Origin of the sequence: Pandoraea soli, from assembly GCF_902459595.1 — a bacterium.
Lineage (GTDB): Bacteria > Pseudomonadota > Gammaproteobacteria > Burkholderiales > Burkholderiaceae > Pandoraea > Pandoraea cepalis.
Genome location: NZ_CABPSG010000001.1, coordinates 539247 through 554873 on the forward strand (window position 1 = coordinate 539247; position 15627 = coordinate 554873).

Sequence of the window (15627 nt, forward strand, 5' to 3'; positions counted from 1 at the left end):
ATGCGTTTACCGGTGTGCGCCCGTCCCCGGGGATTCCACGACTACGGAGACCCTGTCCAAGTGACGCAACCGACCCCTGCCCCGCACGCCGAAACCATCGACACGCAACCCGTTCCGACCCGGGACGCCATTGCCGCACTCCACGAAAAGCTGCGCCCCTATGTGCGAACCACGCCAGTGTTCACGCGCAGCGACTTTCCGACGCTGGGCGACACGCAGGTGACCTTCAAGTACGAACTGCTGCAGGCGTCGGGTACGTTCAAGGCGCGCGGCGCGTTCTCGAACCTGCTCTCGCTCGACAATGCGCAGCGCAAGGCGGGCGTGACATGCGTATCCGCTGGCAATCATGCCGTGGCGGTCGCCTACGCCGCACGCGCGATGGGTGTCGGGGCCAAGACGGTCATGCTCAAGACCGCCAGCCCGGCACGCTCGTCCCTGTGCCGCGAATACGGCGCGGATCTGATGTTGGCGGAGAACGTGCATGAGGCGTTCGAGGTGGTCAAGCGCGTCGAGCAGGAGGAAGGCCGTTACTTCGTGCATCCTTTCAACGGTTACCGCACCGTGCTGGGCACGGCCACGCTCGGCTACGAGTGGGCGCAGCAAGCCCCCGACCTCGACGCCGTGATCGTGCCCATTGGCGGCGGCGGGCTGATTGCCGGGGTGGCGACAGCGTTCAAGCTGTTCGCCCCGCACGTGAAGGTGTATGGCGTGGAGCCGGCGGGGGCCGATGCGATGGCACAGAGCTTCGCCACGGGTGGTCCAGTCAAGATGGGGCCGATGAGCGGCATTGCCGACAGCCTGATGGCGCCGCACACCGAGCTGTACAGCTACACGCTGTGCCAACGCCATATCGACGAACTGGTCACCGTCACCGACGATGAGATGCGCGCGGGCATGCTCACGCTGTTCCGCCAACTGAAGCTGGCCGTGGAGCCGGCATGTGCCGCAGCCACCGCCGCGCTGATGGGGCCGCTGCGCGACAAACTCATGGGCAAGCGCGTGGGCGTGCTGCTATGCGGCACCAACACTGACACGGCAACGTTCAACCGGCACATTGAAGCCGCCATCGCGGCGGAAGCGAACGGCTGAGCGGCGTCGCACTGCCTTCGCCCAGCGTTCACGTCAAGCCACGCCGCTCCCCGACGCGACCCGACGACGGTCGCGTCGTCGCTTGGCCTGCGGCCGCTTCCGGCATTTTCCAGCAACGTCACCAGGATTTCGCATGTCCGCCACCTCCCCCACGCCGCCCGTCTTGCTGCTCAACGCCACGCAAATCGCCGCGCTTATGCCCGTGGCCGACGCGATTCCCGTCATGTCCGATATGTTTGGCGCGCTGGCCCGCGAGCAGATTCACCTGCCGTTGCGTCAGATCATTCGCCCACCGGAAGCGCTCGGGGCCAAGGGCATGCTCGGCATGATGCCTGCGTTCCTGGGCGGTACGGCGTCCGGCATGCCGGTCTACGGCGCGAAGGTCGGCACTTTCTTTCCCGGCAATAGCGCCCAAGGCAAAGATCCGCATCAAGGGTGCGTCCTGTTGATGAGCGGGCTGACGGGGGAACTCCTCGCGGTCATGAACGCGGCGGAGATCACGGGCATTCGCACTGCCGCCGTGACAGGGCTCGCGACGCGGCAGCTCGCCCGCCACAACGCCAGCCGTCTCGCGCTGATCGGCGCCGGCCATCAGGCGCACTGGCATCTCGCGGCCCTCGCCGCAGCGCGCGAGCTGCATCACGTGCGCGTGGCGAGCCGCTCGCTCGCTACGGCACAGGCATTTGTCGACAAGGAGCAGCCGAACTACGGCTTTCGCCTCGAAGCCACTCAAAGCGTCGAAGCGGCTGTGCGCGACGCCGACATCGTGGTCACGGTGACCAACGCCACGGAACCGGTGCTGCAAGCGGACTGGATCGCGCCGGGCACGCACGTCAACCTGGTGGGCAGCAGCACCCCACGCCACCGCGAGGCCGACACGGCGCTCATGGCGCACGCGCAATTGTTCGTCGACCGGCGCGAGTCGACGATCAACGAATCCGGCGACTATCTCGCCGCCGCTGCCGAGGGCAGCATCGGACCGGCAGATCTGCTCGCGGAACTCGGTGAGTTGGTCATTGGCAAACATCCCGGGCGCACCGATGCCGAAGCCGTCACGGTCTTCAAGTCGCTTGGCATGGGCGCGCAGGACGTTGCCCTTGCCGCCGCGCTGTATCAACGCGCACACGCCGCAGGCATTGGCACAAGCGTAGCGATCTGAAGGTCCGACGCGCCGGTGGCAACGGCGGCCACGGGTTCGACGGGCCGCCGAATGCAATGTCCGGATCCGTCCGGTTCCGGTCTGGAGGCGGCCTGTCGAGGCATTGGAAGACGCCGTAAGATGGTGTCATCGCTAGCCCACCTCACGGAGATTCCCTCATGTCGCAAAGCCAAGCTGCCCACACGCCCCGTACCGCCCTGCTCGTCATCGACGCCCAGGAGTCGTTTCGCCAACGCCCGTACTGGCGTGAAGACGATCTCGCCGCGTATTTCGACCGTCAGCAGGCGCTCGTCGACGGTGCCGTGGCGCGTGGCGTGCCGGTCGTGCAAGTCTTCCACATCGGGTCGGGCGCGTTCTCGCGCGATTCCGGCTTCGTTCGCACGCTCGAAGAACTCCGTATCGCCCCGGCGTTCACGGTGGACAAGGTCAAGCATAGTGCCCTGGCCGGTTCCACCCTCGGTGCGTGGCTCGTCGAGCATGGCATCACGCGCCTGATCGTCTCCGGCATCCGCACCGAGCAATGCTGCGAGACGACCACGCGCGCCGCGTCCGACGCGGGTTACGCCGTGGACTTCGTCACCGAAGCCACCCTCACGTTCCCGATGCAGCACCCGCGCACCGGGCGCGAGTTGTCGGTGGCCGAGCTGAAGGAGCGCACGGAAACGGTGCTCGTCGATCGTTTCGCGCGCATCGTGACGGTTGAGGAAGCGCTCGCCGCGGTGTAATGTCGTGATCAACCCGCCCTGCCCCCGCTGTCCGAATCTGACCTGAACGCCTGCCGCCATGCCGCGTTTGCAACCCGTCTACCTGCTGGTCATGCCCGACGCGCTGCTGCTCGACGTGGCGGCTCCCGCCGAAGCCCTGCGCATCGCCAATCACCAGCAGGACGACGTGCGCTTCGTGTTGCACTACGTCGGCACACAGCGCTCAGTCGCCACCTCGATCGGCTTGTACGTCTCGCCGCTCGACATCTTGCCGGACAACGTTCCCGACGACGCCTGGCTGGTCGTCACGGGAACCGTCGAGAAGCCACTGCCGGTGCGGGCGGCAGACGGCGGCACGGCACCTGACCTTTCTGCGGCGCCCACCGAAGATGCGGAAGCCCTTGCCATCGCGTGGCTTCAGCGTGTCGTGCGCCCCACGCATCAATTGGCCTGCATCTGCACGGGCGCCTTGCTGGCCGCGCGCGCAGGACTGCTCGACGCCCGCGCCTGCACCACGCACCACGGCAGTTGCGACGCCCTGCGCGCGCTGGCCCCCAGCGCCCGGGTGGCCGACAATCGACTTTACGTGCATGACGGAAATGTGTGGACGAGTGCCGGCGTCACGACCGGTCTGGATCTGATGCTGACGCTCATCGCCGACGCCACCGGCCCGTTGTGTGCGGCGGCCGTCGCGCGGCAGATGGTCGTCTACGCCCGGCGCGCAGGCGCCGACCCGCAGTTGTCCCCGTGGCTCGAAGGCCGCAACCATCTGCACCCGGCCTTGCATCGCGTGCAGGATGCCATCGCCGCCGACCCCGCGCACGACTGGACACTCGCCTCGATGGCGGACATCGCCTGCGCCAGCGAACGGCACGTGACGCGTCTCTTTCGCGAGCACGCCGGCGTCGCGCCCATCGATTATCTGCATCGACTGCGCATCGCGCTGGCGCGCGAGATGCTCGGCAACAGCCAGCTCGACCTGGAACATATCGCTGAGCGCACCGGCTTCGGTTCGAGCCGGCATCTGCGACGTGTCTGGCACAAGTTCGATGTGCTCCCGCCGAGCCGCGCACGCCGTATCGCGCACGACGGCTGAAGCATGGCGTCCGGAAGACGCCCGACGCCCGGGATGCCAAGACACCGTGGGGAAACGTCGGGAAACCAGCGTCGGCTCGCCGCAACCCGGTAGAATGTCGATCGCACGCAAAACGCAAGACTCTCGACTTCACGATGGCCAACGATCTCGTCATTCTGGGCGGCACCCCGCCCACCCAGTCCACCACAGCCACTACGCCCGTCGCACCCACCACGACATTCCCGCCTCATCTGCAAGCGGCCGTCGGCGCTTTCGTACCCGGCGCCAACGTCACGTTCACGCCGGGCGCGGCGCGCATTGCCGACGTCGTCGACACGCCCGCCCTGCGCGCGGCGATGGGCGCATTTGCCCAGCAGCACGAGGTCGACACGGTCCTCGTCGACAGCCATCGCCGCCTCACGGACTTCAAGCTCGTGGCCATGGACATGGACTCGACGCTCATCACTATCGAGTGCATCGACGAGATTGCCGATTACTGTGGGCTGAAGGCGGAAGTCTCGGCCATCACGGAAGCCGCCATGCGCGGCGAGATCAAGGACTTCAACGAGAGCCTCACGCGGCGCGTGGCGCTGCTCAAGGGACTTGACGCGAGCGCCTTGGAAAAGGTCTTCGACGAGCGTCTGCAACTCTCGCCCGGCGCCGAAACCATGTTGCGCGGCGTTCAGGCACTCGGCATCCGCACGCTGCTGGTGTCCGGCGGCTTCACGTTCTTCACGGAGCGACTGAAGGCGCGACTGAACCTGGATGTCGCCCGCGCCAATACGCTGGAGATCGTCGACGGCAAGCTCACGGGCCGAGTGGTCGGCGAGATCGTCAACGCCGAGGTCAAGGCGCGCACCGTGACCGAGGTGGCGACACAGCTCGGCGCCAGCGCCGCTCAGGCGATCGTCATGGGCGATGGCTCGAACGACCTGCAGATGATGGCCATCGCCGGGCTGTCGGTGGCGTTTCGCGCGAAACCAGTGGTGCGGGAGAAGGCGTCCGTCGCGTTGAATTACGCGGGTCTGGACGCCCTGCTCTCGCTGTTCCGCAAGGACTGACATCGCCGGCGCGATGCGCCGACGGCGCCGCGCCCTTGGTGGGCGCGCGTCCCCCCCGCCTCAGGCGCCGAGGTGCGCCGTCAGACTGGCTTCGATATCGGCCTGCAAATCGCGCACGTCTTCGAGACCGACGTAGAAGCGCACCAGCGCGCCCTTGTGCGGCCACGGCGTTGCCGAGCGCATGGACGGCACGCGATACGGCACCACCAGGCTGTGCGCGCCGCCCCAACTGAAACCGATCTTGAACAAGCGCAGCGCTTCGATGAACGCGTCGATTTGCGCCGGCGTGTAGCGCTCGTCGAATACCACGGAAAACAGACCGCCCGCGCCCGTGAAGTCGCGACGGAAATGCGCATGGCCGGGGCAATCCTCGAATGCCGGATGCAGCACGGCCGCGATTTCATGACGCGTGCCCAGCCACGTCGCCAACGTCATCGCGGCACGATCGTGCGCCTCGAAGCGTAGCTGCATGTTCGGCAGACTGCGCAACACGAGGCTGCAATCGTCCGCCGACACGGCCACGCCCATGCGCATGCGCGCCTGCTTCAGAGGGTGGTGCACGTTATCGGCGACGGTCACGACCGAGCCCATCAGCACGTCGCTGCCGCCCGACTGGTACTTGGTGAGGGCCTGCACCGAGATGTCCACCCCGTGATCGAACGGACGGAACGCCAGGCCGGCCGAATACGTGTTATCGATGGCGGTGAGCACACCCCGCTCGCGCGCCACGCGCGCGAGCGCCGGCACGTCGGGGACTTCCATCGTGACCGAGCCCGGGGCCTCGAGCCAGATCACCTTCGTGTTGGACTGAATCAGCGCGCCGATGCCGTCACCGATCATTGGATCGTAGTAGCGCACGGTGATGCCGAACGACTCGGCGAGCCAGTCGCCGTGCTCTCGGTTCGGACCGTAGGCGTTGTCTGGAATGAGGACATCGTCACCGCTCTTGACGAGGCCAAAGTACACATTGGAGATCGCGGCAAGTCCCGACGGGAACAGCAGGCAGTGCTTGCCGCCTTCGAGCGCGGCCAATCGCCGCATCAACTCCATCGATGTGGGCGTGGCATGCAGACCATAGCGCCACTGACTGTCGTTCTTCCAGTCGAGCGAGCGCATGGCGGCCAGATCGGGGAAGATCACCGTCGAGGCACGGGCGACGGGCACCGGCATCGCGGCGAAACCGGCCGGCACGTGGGTGTCGGTATGCAGAATATTGGTTTGCCAGTGCCAGCCGTTGGCTTCCGGCGTGTCGAGGGGCTTACGGTTGTCTTGCGTCATTACGGCTCCGGAAAGACTCGGGCCGGCAACGACACCGGCCCCCGGGAGTAACTTACACGCGCTCGAACACGGCGGCAATGCCCTGGCCGCCACCGATACACATCGTCACCAGCGCATAGCGCCCGCCGGTACGCTGCAACTCGTGCAAAGCCTTGACCGTGATCAGGGCACCGGTCGCGCCGATCGGGTGGCCCAGCGAAATGCCGGAACCGTTGGGATTCACCTTGGCTGGATCGAACCCGAGATCGCGCGTGACCGCGCACGCCTGTGCTGCGAATGCTTCGTTGGCTTCCACCACATCGATGTCGCCAACCTTGAGCCCGGCGCGCTCAAGCGCCTTGCGCGACGCCGGCACCGGACCGATGCCCATATAGTTCGGATCGACCCCGGCGTGGGCGTAGCTCACGAGGCGCGCCAGCGGCTTGGCGCCGCGGCGCTCGGCTTCGGCACGCTCCATCAGGATAAGCGCGGCGGCCGCGTCGTTAAGCCCCGAGGCATTCCCGGCGGTGACGGTGCCGTCCTTCTCGAACACGGGGCGCAGCTTCGCCATATCGGCCAGGGTCACCTCGGCGCGCACATGCTCATCGGTCGTGAACGACACCTCGCCCTTCTTCGACTTGATCGCGATGGGCACGATCTGGTCGTTGAAGTACCCCGCCGCCATCGCGCGCGCGGCGCGCTGATGCGAGTCGACCGCGAGACGGTCCTGATCTTCACGCGTGATACCCCACTTCTTCGCGATGTTCTCTGCCGTCACGCCCATATGAATGTTGGCGAAGGGATCGTGCAACGCGCCCAGCATCATGTCGACGAGGCGCGATTCGCCCATGCGCGTGCCCCAGCGGGCGCCCGGCATCACATACGGCGCGCGGCTCATGCTTTCGGCGCCGCCTGCCATCGCTACATCGGTGTCGCCCAGCAGGATCGATTGCGCGGCGGAAACGACCGCCTGCAGACCGGAGCCGCACAGGCGATTCACGGTCATCGCGGGCGCGTGCTGGCTAACGCCCGCCTCGATGGACGCCACGCGCGCCAGGTACATATCCTTCGGTTCGGAATGAATGACATTGCCGAACACCACGTGTCCGACATCTTCACCGCCAACATTGGCGCGCGCCATGGCCTCGCGAGCGACGATGGCACCGAGCTGCGTCGGTGCGAAATCCTTCAGGCTGCCGCCAAAATCTCCAATCGCGGTGCGCACACCGCTGACGATCACGACTTCTCGTTGCATGTCTCTTCTCCGGGTGAATTTCTGTTGGCAATGAGTATAGCGCCGCAGGGGTTACCGCGATGGCAGACGCAGTGGAGGGAAACTTCGATGAGCGAGCTTGCGGGGGCGGGCAGCCGTGTCGGGTGCCGCGCGTCGCGCTGCTGCGGGAAACGGCGGGAAGCGGCGGACGTCGGGGGAAGCGAAGTGAGGGGAAACCGGAGCATCGACGTGCCCCGGTACATCAAGCATTGATGCGGATCAGCCCACCAGTAGCTGAAGCACCTGCTCGGCACGCGGCACGGGCGCGACCGCACCGTATCCGGTCGTCGACAACGCTGCGCAAACGTTGGCGTAGCGCGCCGCCGCGAACGGATCGTCGCCCAGCGCCAGACGGGCCACGAAAGCGCCGCCAAAGCAATCGCCGGCCCCGGTGGCGTCAACGGCCTGCACCGGGTATGGCGCGACGATCCGACGCTCGTCCGGCGTGGCAACGTAGCAGCCCTCGCGACCCAGCTTGAGCGCCACGACCTTCACGCCATACGAGAGCAGTGCGTCTAGGATCGCATCGCGATCGTCCAGCCCAGTGACCGCCGTCACGTCGTCCCAGCTCGGCAGGCAGACGTCGGTCAGGCTGAACGCTTCGCGCATGGTGGCGCGGGCGCGGGCCAACGGCCACAGCTTGAGGCGCAGATTCGTATCGAACGACACCTTGCCGCCGACGGCGCGAATCGTCGACATCGCCTCGAAAGCGGCGTCGCAAGCGCTCGCGCTGATCGCCAGGCTGATCCCCGACAGGTGCAGAAACGATGCGCCCGCCAACGCTTCGCGCGGCAGATCCTGGGGACGGTAACGGCTCGCGGCAGAACCCGCGCGCAGATAGTCGAAATGGTGCCCGCTCGCGTCGTGCGACACGAAATAGACGCCGGTCGGGGCCTGCGCGTCGATGCGAACGACGTTCGTATCGACGGCTTCCTCACGCCACAAATCGAGCAGCATGCGACCGAAGCGGTCATCGCCGACCGCGCTCACAAAGCCCGTGGTGACGCCCTGGCGACGCGCTGCGATGGCGAAGTTGGAGGTGTCGCCGCCGAAGCCCTGCAAATACTGGCGGGCGTCGTCGGGCGACTGGTTGAACTCGACCATGGCTTCGCCCATGGCCAGCACTTGCGGACCCGACGTATGCGTGAGCGCCATCAGACCACCTCGCCCCACAGATCGTGGCCGTCGGCACCGGTCACCGTCACGTTCACGAACTCGCCGACCTTCAGGCGCTTGGCCGCCTTGGGCGTGGGCTCGATGTACACGAGGCCGTCGATTTCGGGGGCGTCGGCCGCGGAGCGCGCCACACCACCGTCCTGATTGATCTCGTCGACGATGACCTGAATCGTCGTGCCGACTTTGCGCTGCTGGCGCTGCGCCGAGATCTCTTCGGCCACTTCCATGAAGCGCGCGCGGCGCTCCTCGCGCACCTCGTCGGGCAACGCGCCCGGCAATTCATTGGCCTTGGCCCCCTCGACCGGCGAATAGGCGAAGCAACCCACGCGGTCCAGTTCGGCCTCGCGCAGGAAGTCCAGCAGATACGCGAACTCGGCCTCGGTCTCACCCGGGAAACCCGCGATGAAGGTGCTACGGATCGTCAGATCCGGGCACAGCTTGCGCCACGCCTGAATGCGCTCAAGATTCTTCTCACCCGAGGCCGGACGCTTCATGCGCTTGAGCACATCCGGATGGGCGTGTTGCAGCGGCACGTCGAGATACGGAAGGATGTGGCCTTCGGCCATCAGCGGAATGATCTCGTCGACGTGCGGGTACGGGTAGACGTAGTGCAACCGCACCCAAGCGCCGTACTGCTTGGCCAATTCGCCCAGCGCCGTGACCAGTTCGGTCATGCGGGTCTTGAGCGGACGCCCCGCCCAAAAACCGGTGCGGTACTTCACGTCGACACCATACGCGCTGGTGTCCTGCGAGATCACCAGCAACTCCTTCACGCCGGCCTTGAACAGGTTCTCGGCCTCGAGCATCACTTCGGCCACCGGGCGCGAATCGAGATCGCCGCGCATCGACGGGATGATGCAGAACGTGCAGCGATGGTTGCAGCCTTCGGAGATCTTCAGATACGCGTAATGACGCGGCGTGAGCTTGATGCCGGCGGGCGGCACAAGATCGGCGAAGGGATCGTGCGGCTTCGGCAGATGCGTATGCACCGCGTTCATCACTTCGCCCAGGGCGTGGGGACCGGTGACGGCCAGCACCTTCGGGTGCACGGCCGTTACGATGTCCTGACCGGCGGCATCCTTTTTGGCGCCCAGGCAACCGGTGACGATCACCTTGCCGTTCTCCGCCAGCGCCTCGCCGATGGCGTCGAGGCTTTCCTGAACGGCGTCGTCGATGAAGCCGCAAGTATTGACCACCACGAGATCGGCACCGTCATAGGTACCGGCGATGTCGTAACCTTCGGCACGCAGTTGCGTCAGGATTTGCTCGGAGTCGACCAGCGCCTTGGGGCATCCGAGCGAAACGAAGCCGACCTTGGGGGTGCCGGCGGGCGATGGGCGGGACATGGGGCGAAATCCTGATCTAGAAAATACGGGGAACGATCGACCGGCGAAGCAGCGACCTCAGCCACTCCTGGCGCGTCCCCCACAATGCCGAAACACCGCGCGAGACGCAGATCCTGCCTGCCGCCGAAACCGCCGCAAGAAGTACCTCGCGGCGAACAACCGCGTATTTTACCCTGTTCGCCCGTGGGGCGTTCCAAAGATGTTGCCGATCGCTGCGTTGCGCGCCCCGTGCCACATCGCAACGTCGGCCAAACCGTCAGGGCTTCTTGTTCGGGTCGCCCGGAGCGCCCGGTGCTCCCGGGAACGGGAACGTATTGAACATCGACTTCGCCTGGGTCTGCATCTGCTCTTGCATCTGCACGAACAGGTTCTTCGACTGCTCGATGTAGTTGGTCATCATGCCCTGCATCATCGGCGCCTGCATGTTCATGAATTGCGCCCAGACGTCCGGGTTGAAGGACGCACCTTCGTAGATGCCCTTCGACTGATCGGCCAGCTTGTTCTGAATTTCGATGAACGTCTGGATATTCTTCTCGAGATACGTGCCCATCATGCCCTGCAGCGCATGCCCATAGAAACGAATGATCTGCGACAGCATGGCGCTCGAGAACATCGGCACGCCACCGGTTTCTTCTTCCAGAATGATCTGCAGCAGAATGCTGCGTGTCAGATCCTCACCCGACTTGGCATCGACGACCTTGAACTCCTCGGTCTCGAGTACCAATTGCTTCACATCGGCAAGGGTGATGTACGTGCTGGTCTGGGTATCGTACAGACGCCGGTTCGGATACTTTTTGATCAGGCGTTCGTCAGTCTTCTTGCTCGCGGCCATGCGGTGGGTTTCCTGCTTTTATGAAGGACTTCCCCGACCGGCGGTCGGGGTTAGTCACATATTATCGATTCTAGGACGTTTGCTGCTATGCGGCAAAGCCCTAACCCGCAACGGGGCCTGCAGCGCGGGTTTCGAACGTCGCGCTCCCTACGCCCCGATCCCGCTTAGCCCATGTGCAGGCCGCCGTTGAGCGAGAAATCCGCCCCCGTCGAGAAGCCGGAGTCTTCCGATGCCAGCCACGCCACGATGGACCCGATCTCACCCGGTTCGCCCAGGCGCTTGACCGGAATCGTGGCCACGATCTTGTCGAGCACGTCCTGCCGAATCGAGCGCACCATGTCCGTCCCGATATACCCCGGGGACACCGTGTTGACCGTAACGCCCTTGGTCGCCACTTCCTGCGCCAGCGACATCGTGAAGCCGTGGATACCGGCCTTGGCCGTCGAGTAGTTGGTCTGACCGAACTGCCCCTTTTGCCCGTTGACCGACGAAATATTGATGATGCGGCCCCAGCCACGCTCGCACATCCCCTCGATGACCTGCTTGGTCACGTTGAACAGGCTCGTGAGATTGGTGTCGATGACGGCATCCCAGTCCTCACGGGTCATCTTGCGGAAGACGACATCGCGCGTGATGCCCGCGTTGTTCACCAGCACGTCGACCTCGCCGACCTCGGCCTTGACCTTGTTGAACGCGGCCAGGGTGGATTCCCAGTCACCGACGTTACCTTCGGACGCGATGAAGTCGAACCCCATCGCCTTCTGGTCTTCCAGCCACTTCACACGGCGCGGCGAATTCGGCCCGCAACCCGCCACGACCTTGAAGCCATCCTTGTGCAGCCGCTGGCAAATGGACGTACCAATACCGCCCATCCCACCTGTCACATATGCAATGCGTTGAGTCATGGAAAGCTTCCCCCAAAATAGCGGCATCTCTGCCGCCTGTTGCGACTGCCAATTGACTGACGCACAAGCCGCGCGTTCCCGCGCGTGCCTTTCGTCTCCTGCCGACTTCAGCGTGCGCCCGTGCGCACTACACGCACGGGCGATACCGATTCGATTTTTTTCGAACGCTCGCCGATGCGCGTCAGACGCGCTCGACCGCCAACGCGACGCCCATGCCACCGCCGATGCACAGCGATGCCAGGCCGCGACGCGCATCGCGACGCGCCATCTCGTGCAGCAACGTCACGAGAATACGGCAGCCCGACGCCCCGATCGGGTGTCCGATGGCGATCGCACCACCGTTCACGTTGATCTTGGAAGTGTCCCAACCCATCTGCTGGTTCACGGCCAGTGCCTGCGCCGCAAAGGCTTCGTTGATTTCCATCAGGTCCAGATCGCTGGCCTTCCACCCCGCGCGCGCGAGGCAACGCTGCGATGCCGGCACCGGGCCGATGCCCATCACCTTCGGATCCACCCCCGCGTTCGCGTACGCCACAATGCGCGCGAGCGGCGTAAGACCCAGTTGCTCGGCGCGCTTGGCCGACATCACGACGACAGCGGCCGCGCCGTCGTTGATCCCCGACGCGTTCGCCGCGGTCACCGTGCCGTCTTTCGCGAACGCGGGCTTCAGACCCGCGAGCGACTCGGCCGTCACGCCATGGCGAACGAATTCGTCGGTGTTGAACACCAGCGGATCGCCCTTGCGCTGCGGAATCAAGACCGGCACGATCTCGGCGTCGAAGCGGCCCGCCTTTTGCGCGGCCTCGGCCTTGTTCTGCGAAGCGGCCGCGAATGCGTCCTGCATTTCGCGGGTGATGCCGTATTCCTTGGCGACGTTCTCCGCCGTGATGCCCATGTGGAACTGGTTGTACACGTCCCACAGGCCGTCGACGATCATCGTGTCGATCAGCTTGGCGTCGCCCATGCGGAAGCCGTCACGCGAGCCCGGCAGCACATGCGGCGAGGCGCTCATGTTCTCCTGCCCTCCCGCCACGACGATGTCGGCGTCGCCTGCGGTGATCGCGTTCGCGGCGAGCATCACGGCCTTCAGGCCCGAGCCGCACACCTTGTTGATGGTCATCGCCGGCACCATCGCAGGCAGTCCCGCCTTGATGGAAGCCTGTCGCGCCACGTTCTGACCCGAGCCAGCCGTGAGCACCTGACCCATGATGACTTCGCTCACGTCCTCGCCCTTGAGCTTGGCGCGCTTGAGAACCTCGTCGATCACGATGGCGCCCAGATCCGGCGCCGCCACCTTGGCGAGCGAGCCGCTAAATTTACCGACTGCGGTACGCGCAGCCGACACAATCACAATATCCGTCATGTCTCTTTCCTCGTTTCCAAATGAGTCGAACCCGCGGGGGATGCCCGTGGGCGCCGCACGTTCAGGCCTTGGCCTTCACGTAGCGACCGGGCGCCGGTTCGATAGGGGCATAAACAACATTACCATACGCTTTTGGCGCCTTGACGCGTTTTCCTGCGTAGCCTGCAAGCCACTCGCTCCAGTCGCTCCACCAGCTGCCGGGGTGCTCCGTCGCGCCGGCCAGCCAGTCGTTGGCATCGATACCCACATCGTCGTTGCGCCAGTAGCTGCGCTTTTTCTTGGCCGGCGGATTGACCACGCCCGCAATGTGACCGGAAGCGCCCAGCACGAAGCGTCGCTCGCCGCCCAACAACGGCAGCGAACGAAACGCCGACGTCCACGGCACGATGTGATCCTCGCGCGAGCCGAACACATATGCCGGCGCGTCGATGGCGCCCAGATCCAAGGGCACGCCGCACGCTTGCACCGCACCCGGGCGCTTCAATTCGTTCTGCAAATAGAGATGGCGCAGATACCAACAGAACATCGGCCCCGGCAGATTGGTGCCGTCACCGTTCCAGTACAGCAGGTCGAACGGCTGGGGCGCATTGCCCTTCAGATAACTGTCGACCACGTAATTCCACACCAGATCGTTCGGACGCAGGAACGAGAACGTATTCGCCAGCTCCACGCCACGCATGAGGCCCGGTGGATGCCCTGCGCCACCGCCGATCGTCTGCTCGCGGAATTGCACATGCGGCTCGTCGATGAAGACGTCGAGCACTCCGGTATCGGAAAAATCCAGCAGCGTAGTCAGCAAGGTCACACTGGCGACCGGCGATTTGGCGCCCTTCTGGCCCTTCGCGGCCAGCACGGCGAGTGCGGCGGAGAGCAACGTGCCGCCCACGCAGAAGCCGAGCGCATTGATCTGCGGTTGCCCGCTGATCGCACGCACGACGTCGATCGCGGCGATGGGCCCCTCGCCTACGTAGTCGTCCCACGTCTTGTGAGCGAGCGACGCGTCGGGATTGCGCCAAGACACGACAAACACCGTATTGCCCTGCTCGACCGCATAGCGGATCAACGAGTTCTCGGGCTGCAGATCGAGGATGTAGTACTTGTTGATGCACGGCGGCACGACAAGCAGCGGCCGCTGATGCACTGTCGGCGTGAGCGGTTTGTACTGGATGAGCTGGATCAGGTCGTTCTCGAAAACCACGGCGCCTTCGGTCGTCGCCACGTTGCGACCGACCTCGAACGCGGCCTCATCGGTTTGCGACACCTTGCCCTTGCCCATGTCGGCAAGCAGGTGCTGCATGCCGGAGAGCAGGCTGTCGCCTTGCGTTTGCACGAGGCGCTGCTGTGCATCCGGATTGGTCGCGATGAAGTTGGCCGGCGAACTGGCCGCCACCCATTGCTCTACGGCAAATCGAATCCGCTCGCGCGTTTTGGCGTCGGCATCGATCAAATCGGCCATGCGCAGCAAGAAGCGTCCATTGAGCAAATACAGCGCCGCAGGCATCGCGTAGAACGGATTACGCCAACCGTCCCCCGCGAAGCGCCGGTCGCCCAAGGCGGGCGCCGTGTCCAGTCCGGGTTGCGTAAAGCTGGCGACAAGTTCGGAAAATTCGCGGGCATATTCCGTCTGAAGCGCATTCAGACGCGCCGGATCGACGTGCGGCGACGTCGGTGGCGGCAGGCTGCCGGCCTTGCCCATAAGATCGAAAAGCCCCGCGAACGGGTTGGCAGCAGACGGCGCCCCAGGGGCACCGGAGAATGACGAGCCGGCAGCCCCCGGCAACGCCCCGAACAGTTGTTGGGCGGCCGTGAACCACTGCGACATGTCCTGAGCGGAGAGCGAAGCGGAGGGAAACTGCTTGGCGAACGAGGCGGCCAACGAGGCCGGATCGAAGTTGGCACTGGCGCGATTCATGATAGCCTGAGTGTCACGTTCGTTGCGTTCACGGGCCAGCGCCCGAAACGCGGCGGCACGCAGCGCTTGCTTAGCGATACGCCCCACCTGCGAAGCATTCTTGCGTGCGCGCGCAAGTGTGTCAATGCTTGCAGCGTTGGTCTTGCGTGCATTTTTTTGCCGCCCCATCTATTTTTGCATGCGCGTTTGCCCCAATGCTGATCGTCATTCTCGGCTGGCTTTATGTCATTGCGATGGTCGCCATCACTGCGCCCTCCGTCGCGCTGGGTGTCGTCATCTTTGTCTGCGGTGGCCTCGCCCCAACGATGCTCTGCCTGTACATCGCAGGCGCCCGCCTCCGGCGCGCCCGCCCGCCGCGCCCCGATGACGCCGTCGCGCAAGGCCCGTCATCGTCGGATCGCGACGCCTCGCCGCGCTCGCCGCCCACGCCTTTGCCGTAAAGAAACCCCGGACGGATTCGCTGCGCGGTGAACCG

General features: G+C 65.1%; 14 protein-coding genes. 6 read left to right on the forward strand and 8 right to left on the reverse strand.

All coding sequences use genetic code 11. The annotated features are described in order from the left end of the window. The first annotated feature begins 60 nt into the window (after positions 1-60). The 5 genes from PSO31014_RS02220 to serB all read left to right on the forward strand — a co-directional run bounded on the left by PSO31014_RS02220 (position 61) and on the right by serB (position 5088). The gene (locus tag PSO31014_RS02220) at positions 61-1089 is read left to right on the forward strand and encodes a threonine/serine dehydratase family protein (RefSeq protein ID WP_150550104.1); all 1029 of its coding nucleotides are present in this window, start codon (positions 61-63) and stop codon (positions 1087-1089) included. Positions 1090-1222: 133 nt separating this feature from the next. Then, entirely contained in the window at positions 1223-2248 is a 1026-nt protein-coding gene (locus PSO31014_RS02225; protein ID WP_150550105.1) for an ornithine cyclodeaminase family protein, read from the forward strand. A 158-nt stretch (positions 2249-2406) separates the two neighbouring features. Next, a complete protein-coding gene (locus PSO31014_RS02230; protein ID WP_150550106.1) occupies positions 2407-2973 on the forward strand; it encodes a cysteine hydrolase family protein in 567 nt (188 codons plus the stop codon). A 58-nt stretch (positions 2974-3031) separates the two neighbouring features. Next, positions 3032-4048 carry a GlxA family transcriptional regulator gene (locus PSO31014_RS02235; RefSeq protein WP_150550107.1) on the forward strand — a complete coding sequence of 339 codons (1017 nt, stop codon included), beginning with the start codon at positions 3032-3034 and terminating at the stop codon, positions 4046-4048. Positions 4049-4182: 134 nt separating this feature from the next. Continuing rightward, positions 4183-5088 carry a phosphoserine phosphatase SerB gene (gene serB / locus PSO31014_RS02240; RefSeq protein WP_150550108.1) on the forward strand — a complete coding sequence of 302 codons (906 nt, stop codon included), beginning with the start codon at positions 4183-4185 and terminating at the stop codon, positions 5086-5088. Positions 5089-5148: 60 nt separating this feature from the next. On the opposite strand, the gene PSO31014_RS02245 is transcribed toward serB, so the two are convergent. The 8 genes from PSO31014_RS02245 to phaC form a co-directional block, all read right to left on the reverse strand. Next, a complete protein-coding gene (locus tag PSO31014_RS02245; RefSeq protein WP_150550109.1) occupies positions 5149-6366 on the reverse strand; it encodes a cystathionine beta-lyase in 1218 nt (405 codons plus the stop codon). A 52-nt stretch (positions 6367-6418) separates the two neighbouring features. Beyond that, positions 6419-7600, reverse strand: coding sequence for a beta-ketothiolase BktB (gene bktB / locus PSO31014_RS02250; RefSeq protein WP_150550110.1), 1182 nt, complete (start codon positions 7598-7600; stop codon positions 6419-6421). 237 nt (positions 7601-7837) lie between these two features. Then, positions 7838-8773 (reverse strand): sugar kinase, encoded by a 936-nt coding sequence (locus PSO31014_RS02255; protein ID WP_150550111.1) that lies wholly within the window; start codon positions 8771-8773, stop codon positions 7838-7840. Continuing rightward, positions 8773-10140 carry a 30S ribosomal protein S12 methylthiotransferase RimO gene (gene rimO, locus PSO31014_RS02260; protein WP_150550112.1) on the reverse strand — a complete coding sequence of 456 codons (1368 nt, stop codon included), beginning with the start codon at positions 10138-10140 and terminating at the stop codon, positions 8773-8775. The genes PSO31014_RS02255 and rimO overlap by 1 nt, the downstream gene beginning before the upstream one ends. A gap of 256 nt (positions 10141-10396) precedes the next feature. Beyond that, on the reverse strand, positions 10397-10972 hold the full coding sequence (phaR, locus tag PSO31014_RS02265) for a polyhydroxyalkanoate synthesis repressor PhaR (RefSeq protein ID WP_017234064.1): 576 nt from the start codon (positions 10970-10972) through the stop codon (positions 10397-10399). A gap of 164 nt (positions 10973-11136) precedes the next feature. Continuing rightward, positions 11137-11877: a 3-ketoacyl-ACP reductase gene (locus PSO31014_RS02270; RefSeq protein WP_150550113.1), complete on the reverse strand. Its 741-nt coding sequence runs from the start codon at positions 11875-11877 to the stop codon at positions 11137-11139. A gap of 181 nt (positions 11878-12058) precedes the next feature. Beyond that, positions 12059-13240, reverse strand: coding sequence for an acetyl-CoA C-acetyltransferase (locus PSO31014_RS02275; protein ID WP_150550114.1), 1182 nt, complete (start codon positions 13238-13240; stop codon positions 12059-12061). A 61-nt stretch (positions 13241-13301) separates the two neighbouring features. After that, a complete protein-coding gene (gene phaC / locus PSO31014_RS02280; protein WP_425494832.1) occupies positions 13302-15152 on the reverse strand; it encodes a class I poly(R)-hydroxyalkanoic acid synthase in 1851 nt (616 codons plus the stop codon). Positions 15153-15346: 194 nt separating this feature from the next. Between phaC and PSO31014_RS02285 the strand changes: the two genes are divergently transcribed. Continuing rightward, the gene (locus tag PSO31014_RS02285; RefSeq protein WP_150550116.1) at positions 15347-15592 is read left to right on the forward strand and encodes a hypothetical protein; all 246 of its coding nucleotides are present in this window, start codon (positions 15347-15349) and stop codon (positions 15590-15592) included. The last annotated feature ends 35 nt before the right edge of the window (positions 15593-15627 follow it).

What these genes read in the sequence shown, in the direction of transcription:
- PSO31014_RS02270 (WP_150550113.1), bottom strand. Translation starts at nt 11,877, where the DNA reads ATGACTCAACGCATTGCATATGTGACAGGTGGGATGGGCGGTATTGGT.
- rimO (WP_150550112.1), bottom strand. Translation starts at nt 10,140, where the DNA reads ATGTCCCGCCCATCGCCCGCCGGCACCCCCAAGGTCGGCTTCGTTTCG.
- PSO31014_RS02245 (WP_150550109.1), bottom strand. Translation starts at nt 6,366, where the DNA reads ATGACGCAAGACAACCGTAAGCCCCTCGACACGCCGGAAGCCAACGGC.
- bktB (WP_150550110.1), bottom strand. Translation starts at nt 7,600, where the DNA reads ATGCAACGAGAAGTCGTGATCGTCAGCGGTGTGCGCACCGCGATTGGA.
- PSO31014_RS02235 (WP_150550107.1), top strand. Translation starts at nt 3,032, where the DNA reads ATGCCGCGTTTGCAACCCGTCTACCTGCTGGTCATGCCCGACGCGCTG.
- PSO31014_RS02275 (WP_150550114.1), bottom strand. Translation starts at nt 13,240, where the DNA reads ATGACGGATATTGTGATTGTGTCGGCTGCGCGTACCGCAGTCGGTAAA.
- serB (WP_150550108.1), top strand. Translation starts at nt 4,183, where the DNA reads ATGGCCAACGATCTCGTCATTCTGGGCGGCACCCCGCCCACCCAGTCC.
- PSO31014_RS02230 (WP_150550106.1), top strand. Translation starts at nt 2,407, where the DNA reads ATGTCGCAAAGCCAAGCTGCCCACACGCCCCGTACCGCCCTGCTCGTC.
- PSO31014_RS02255 (WP_150550111.1), bottom strand. Translation starts at nt 8,773, where the DNA reads ATGGCGCTCACGCATACGTCGGGTCCGCAAGTGCTGGCCATGGGCGAA.
- phaC (WP_425494832.1), bottom strand. Translation starts at nt 15,152, where the DNA reads ATGAATCGCGCCAGTGCCAACTTCGATCCGGCCTCGTTGGCCGCCTCG.
- phaR (WP_017234064.1), bottom strand. Translation starts at nt 10,972, where the DNA reads ATGGCCGCGAGCAAGAAGACTGACGAACGCCTGATCAAAAAGTATCCG.
- PSO31014_RS02225 (WP_150550105.1), top strand. Translation starts at nt 1,223, where the DNA reads ATGTCCGCCACCTCCCCCACGCCGCCCGTCTTGCTGCTCAACGCCACG.
- PSO31014_RS02285 (WP_150550116.1), top strand. Translation starts at nt 15,347, where the DNA reads ATGCTGATCGTCATTCTCGGCTGGCTTTATGTCATTGCGATGGTCGCC.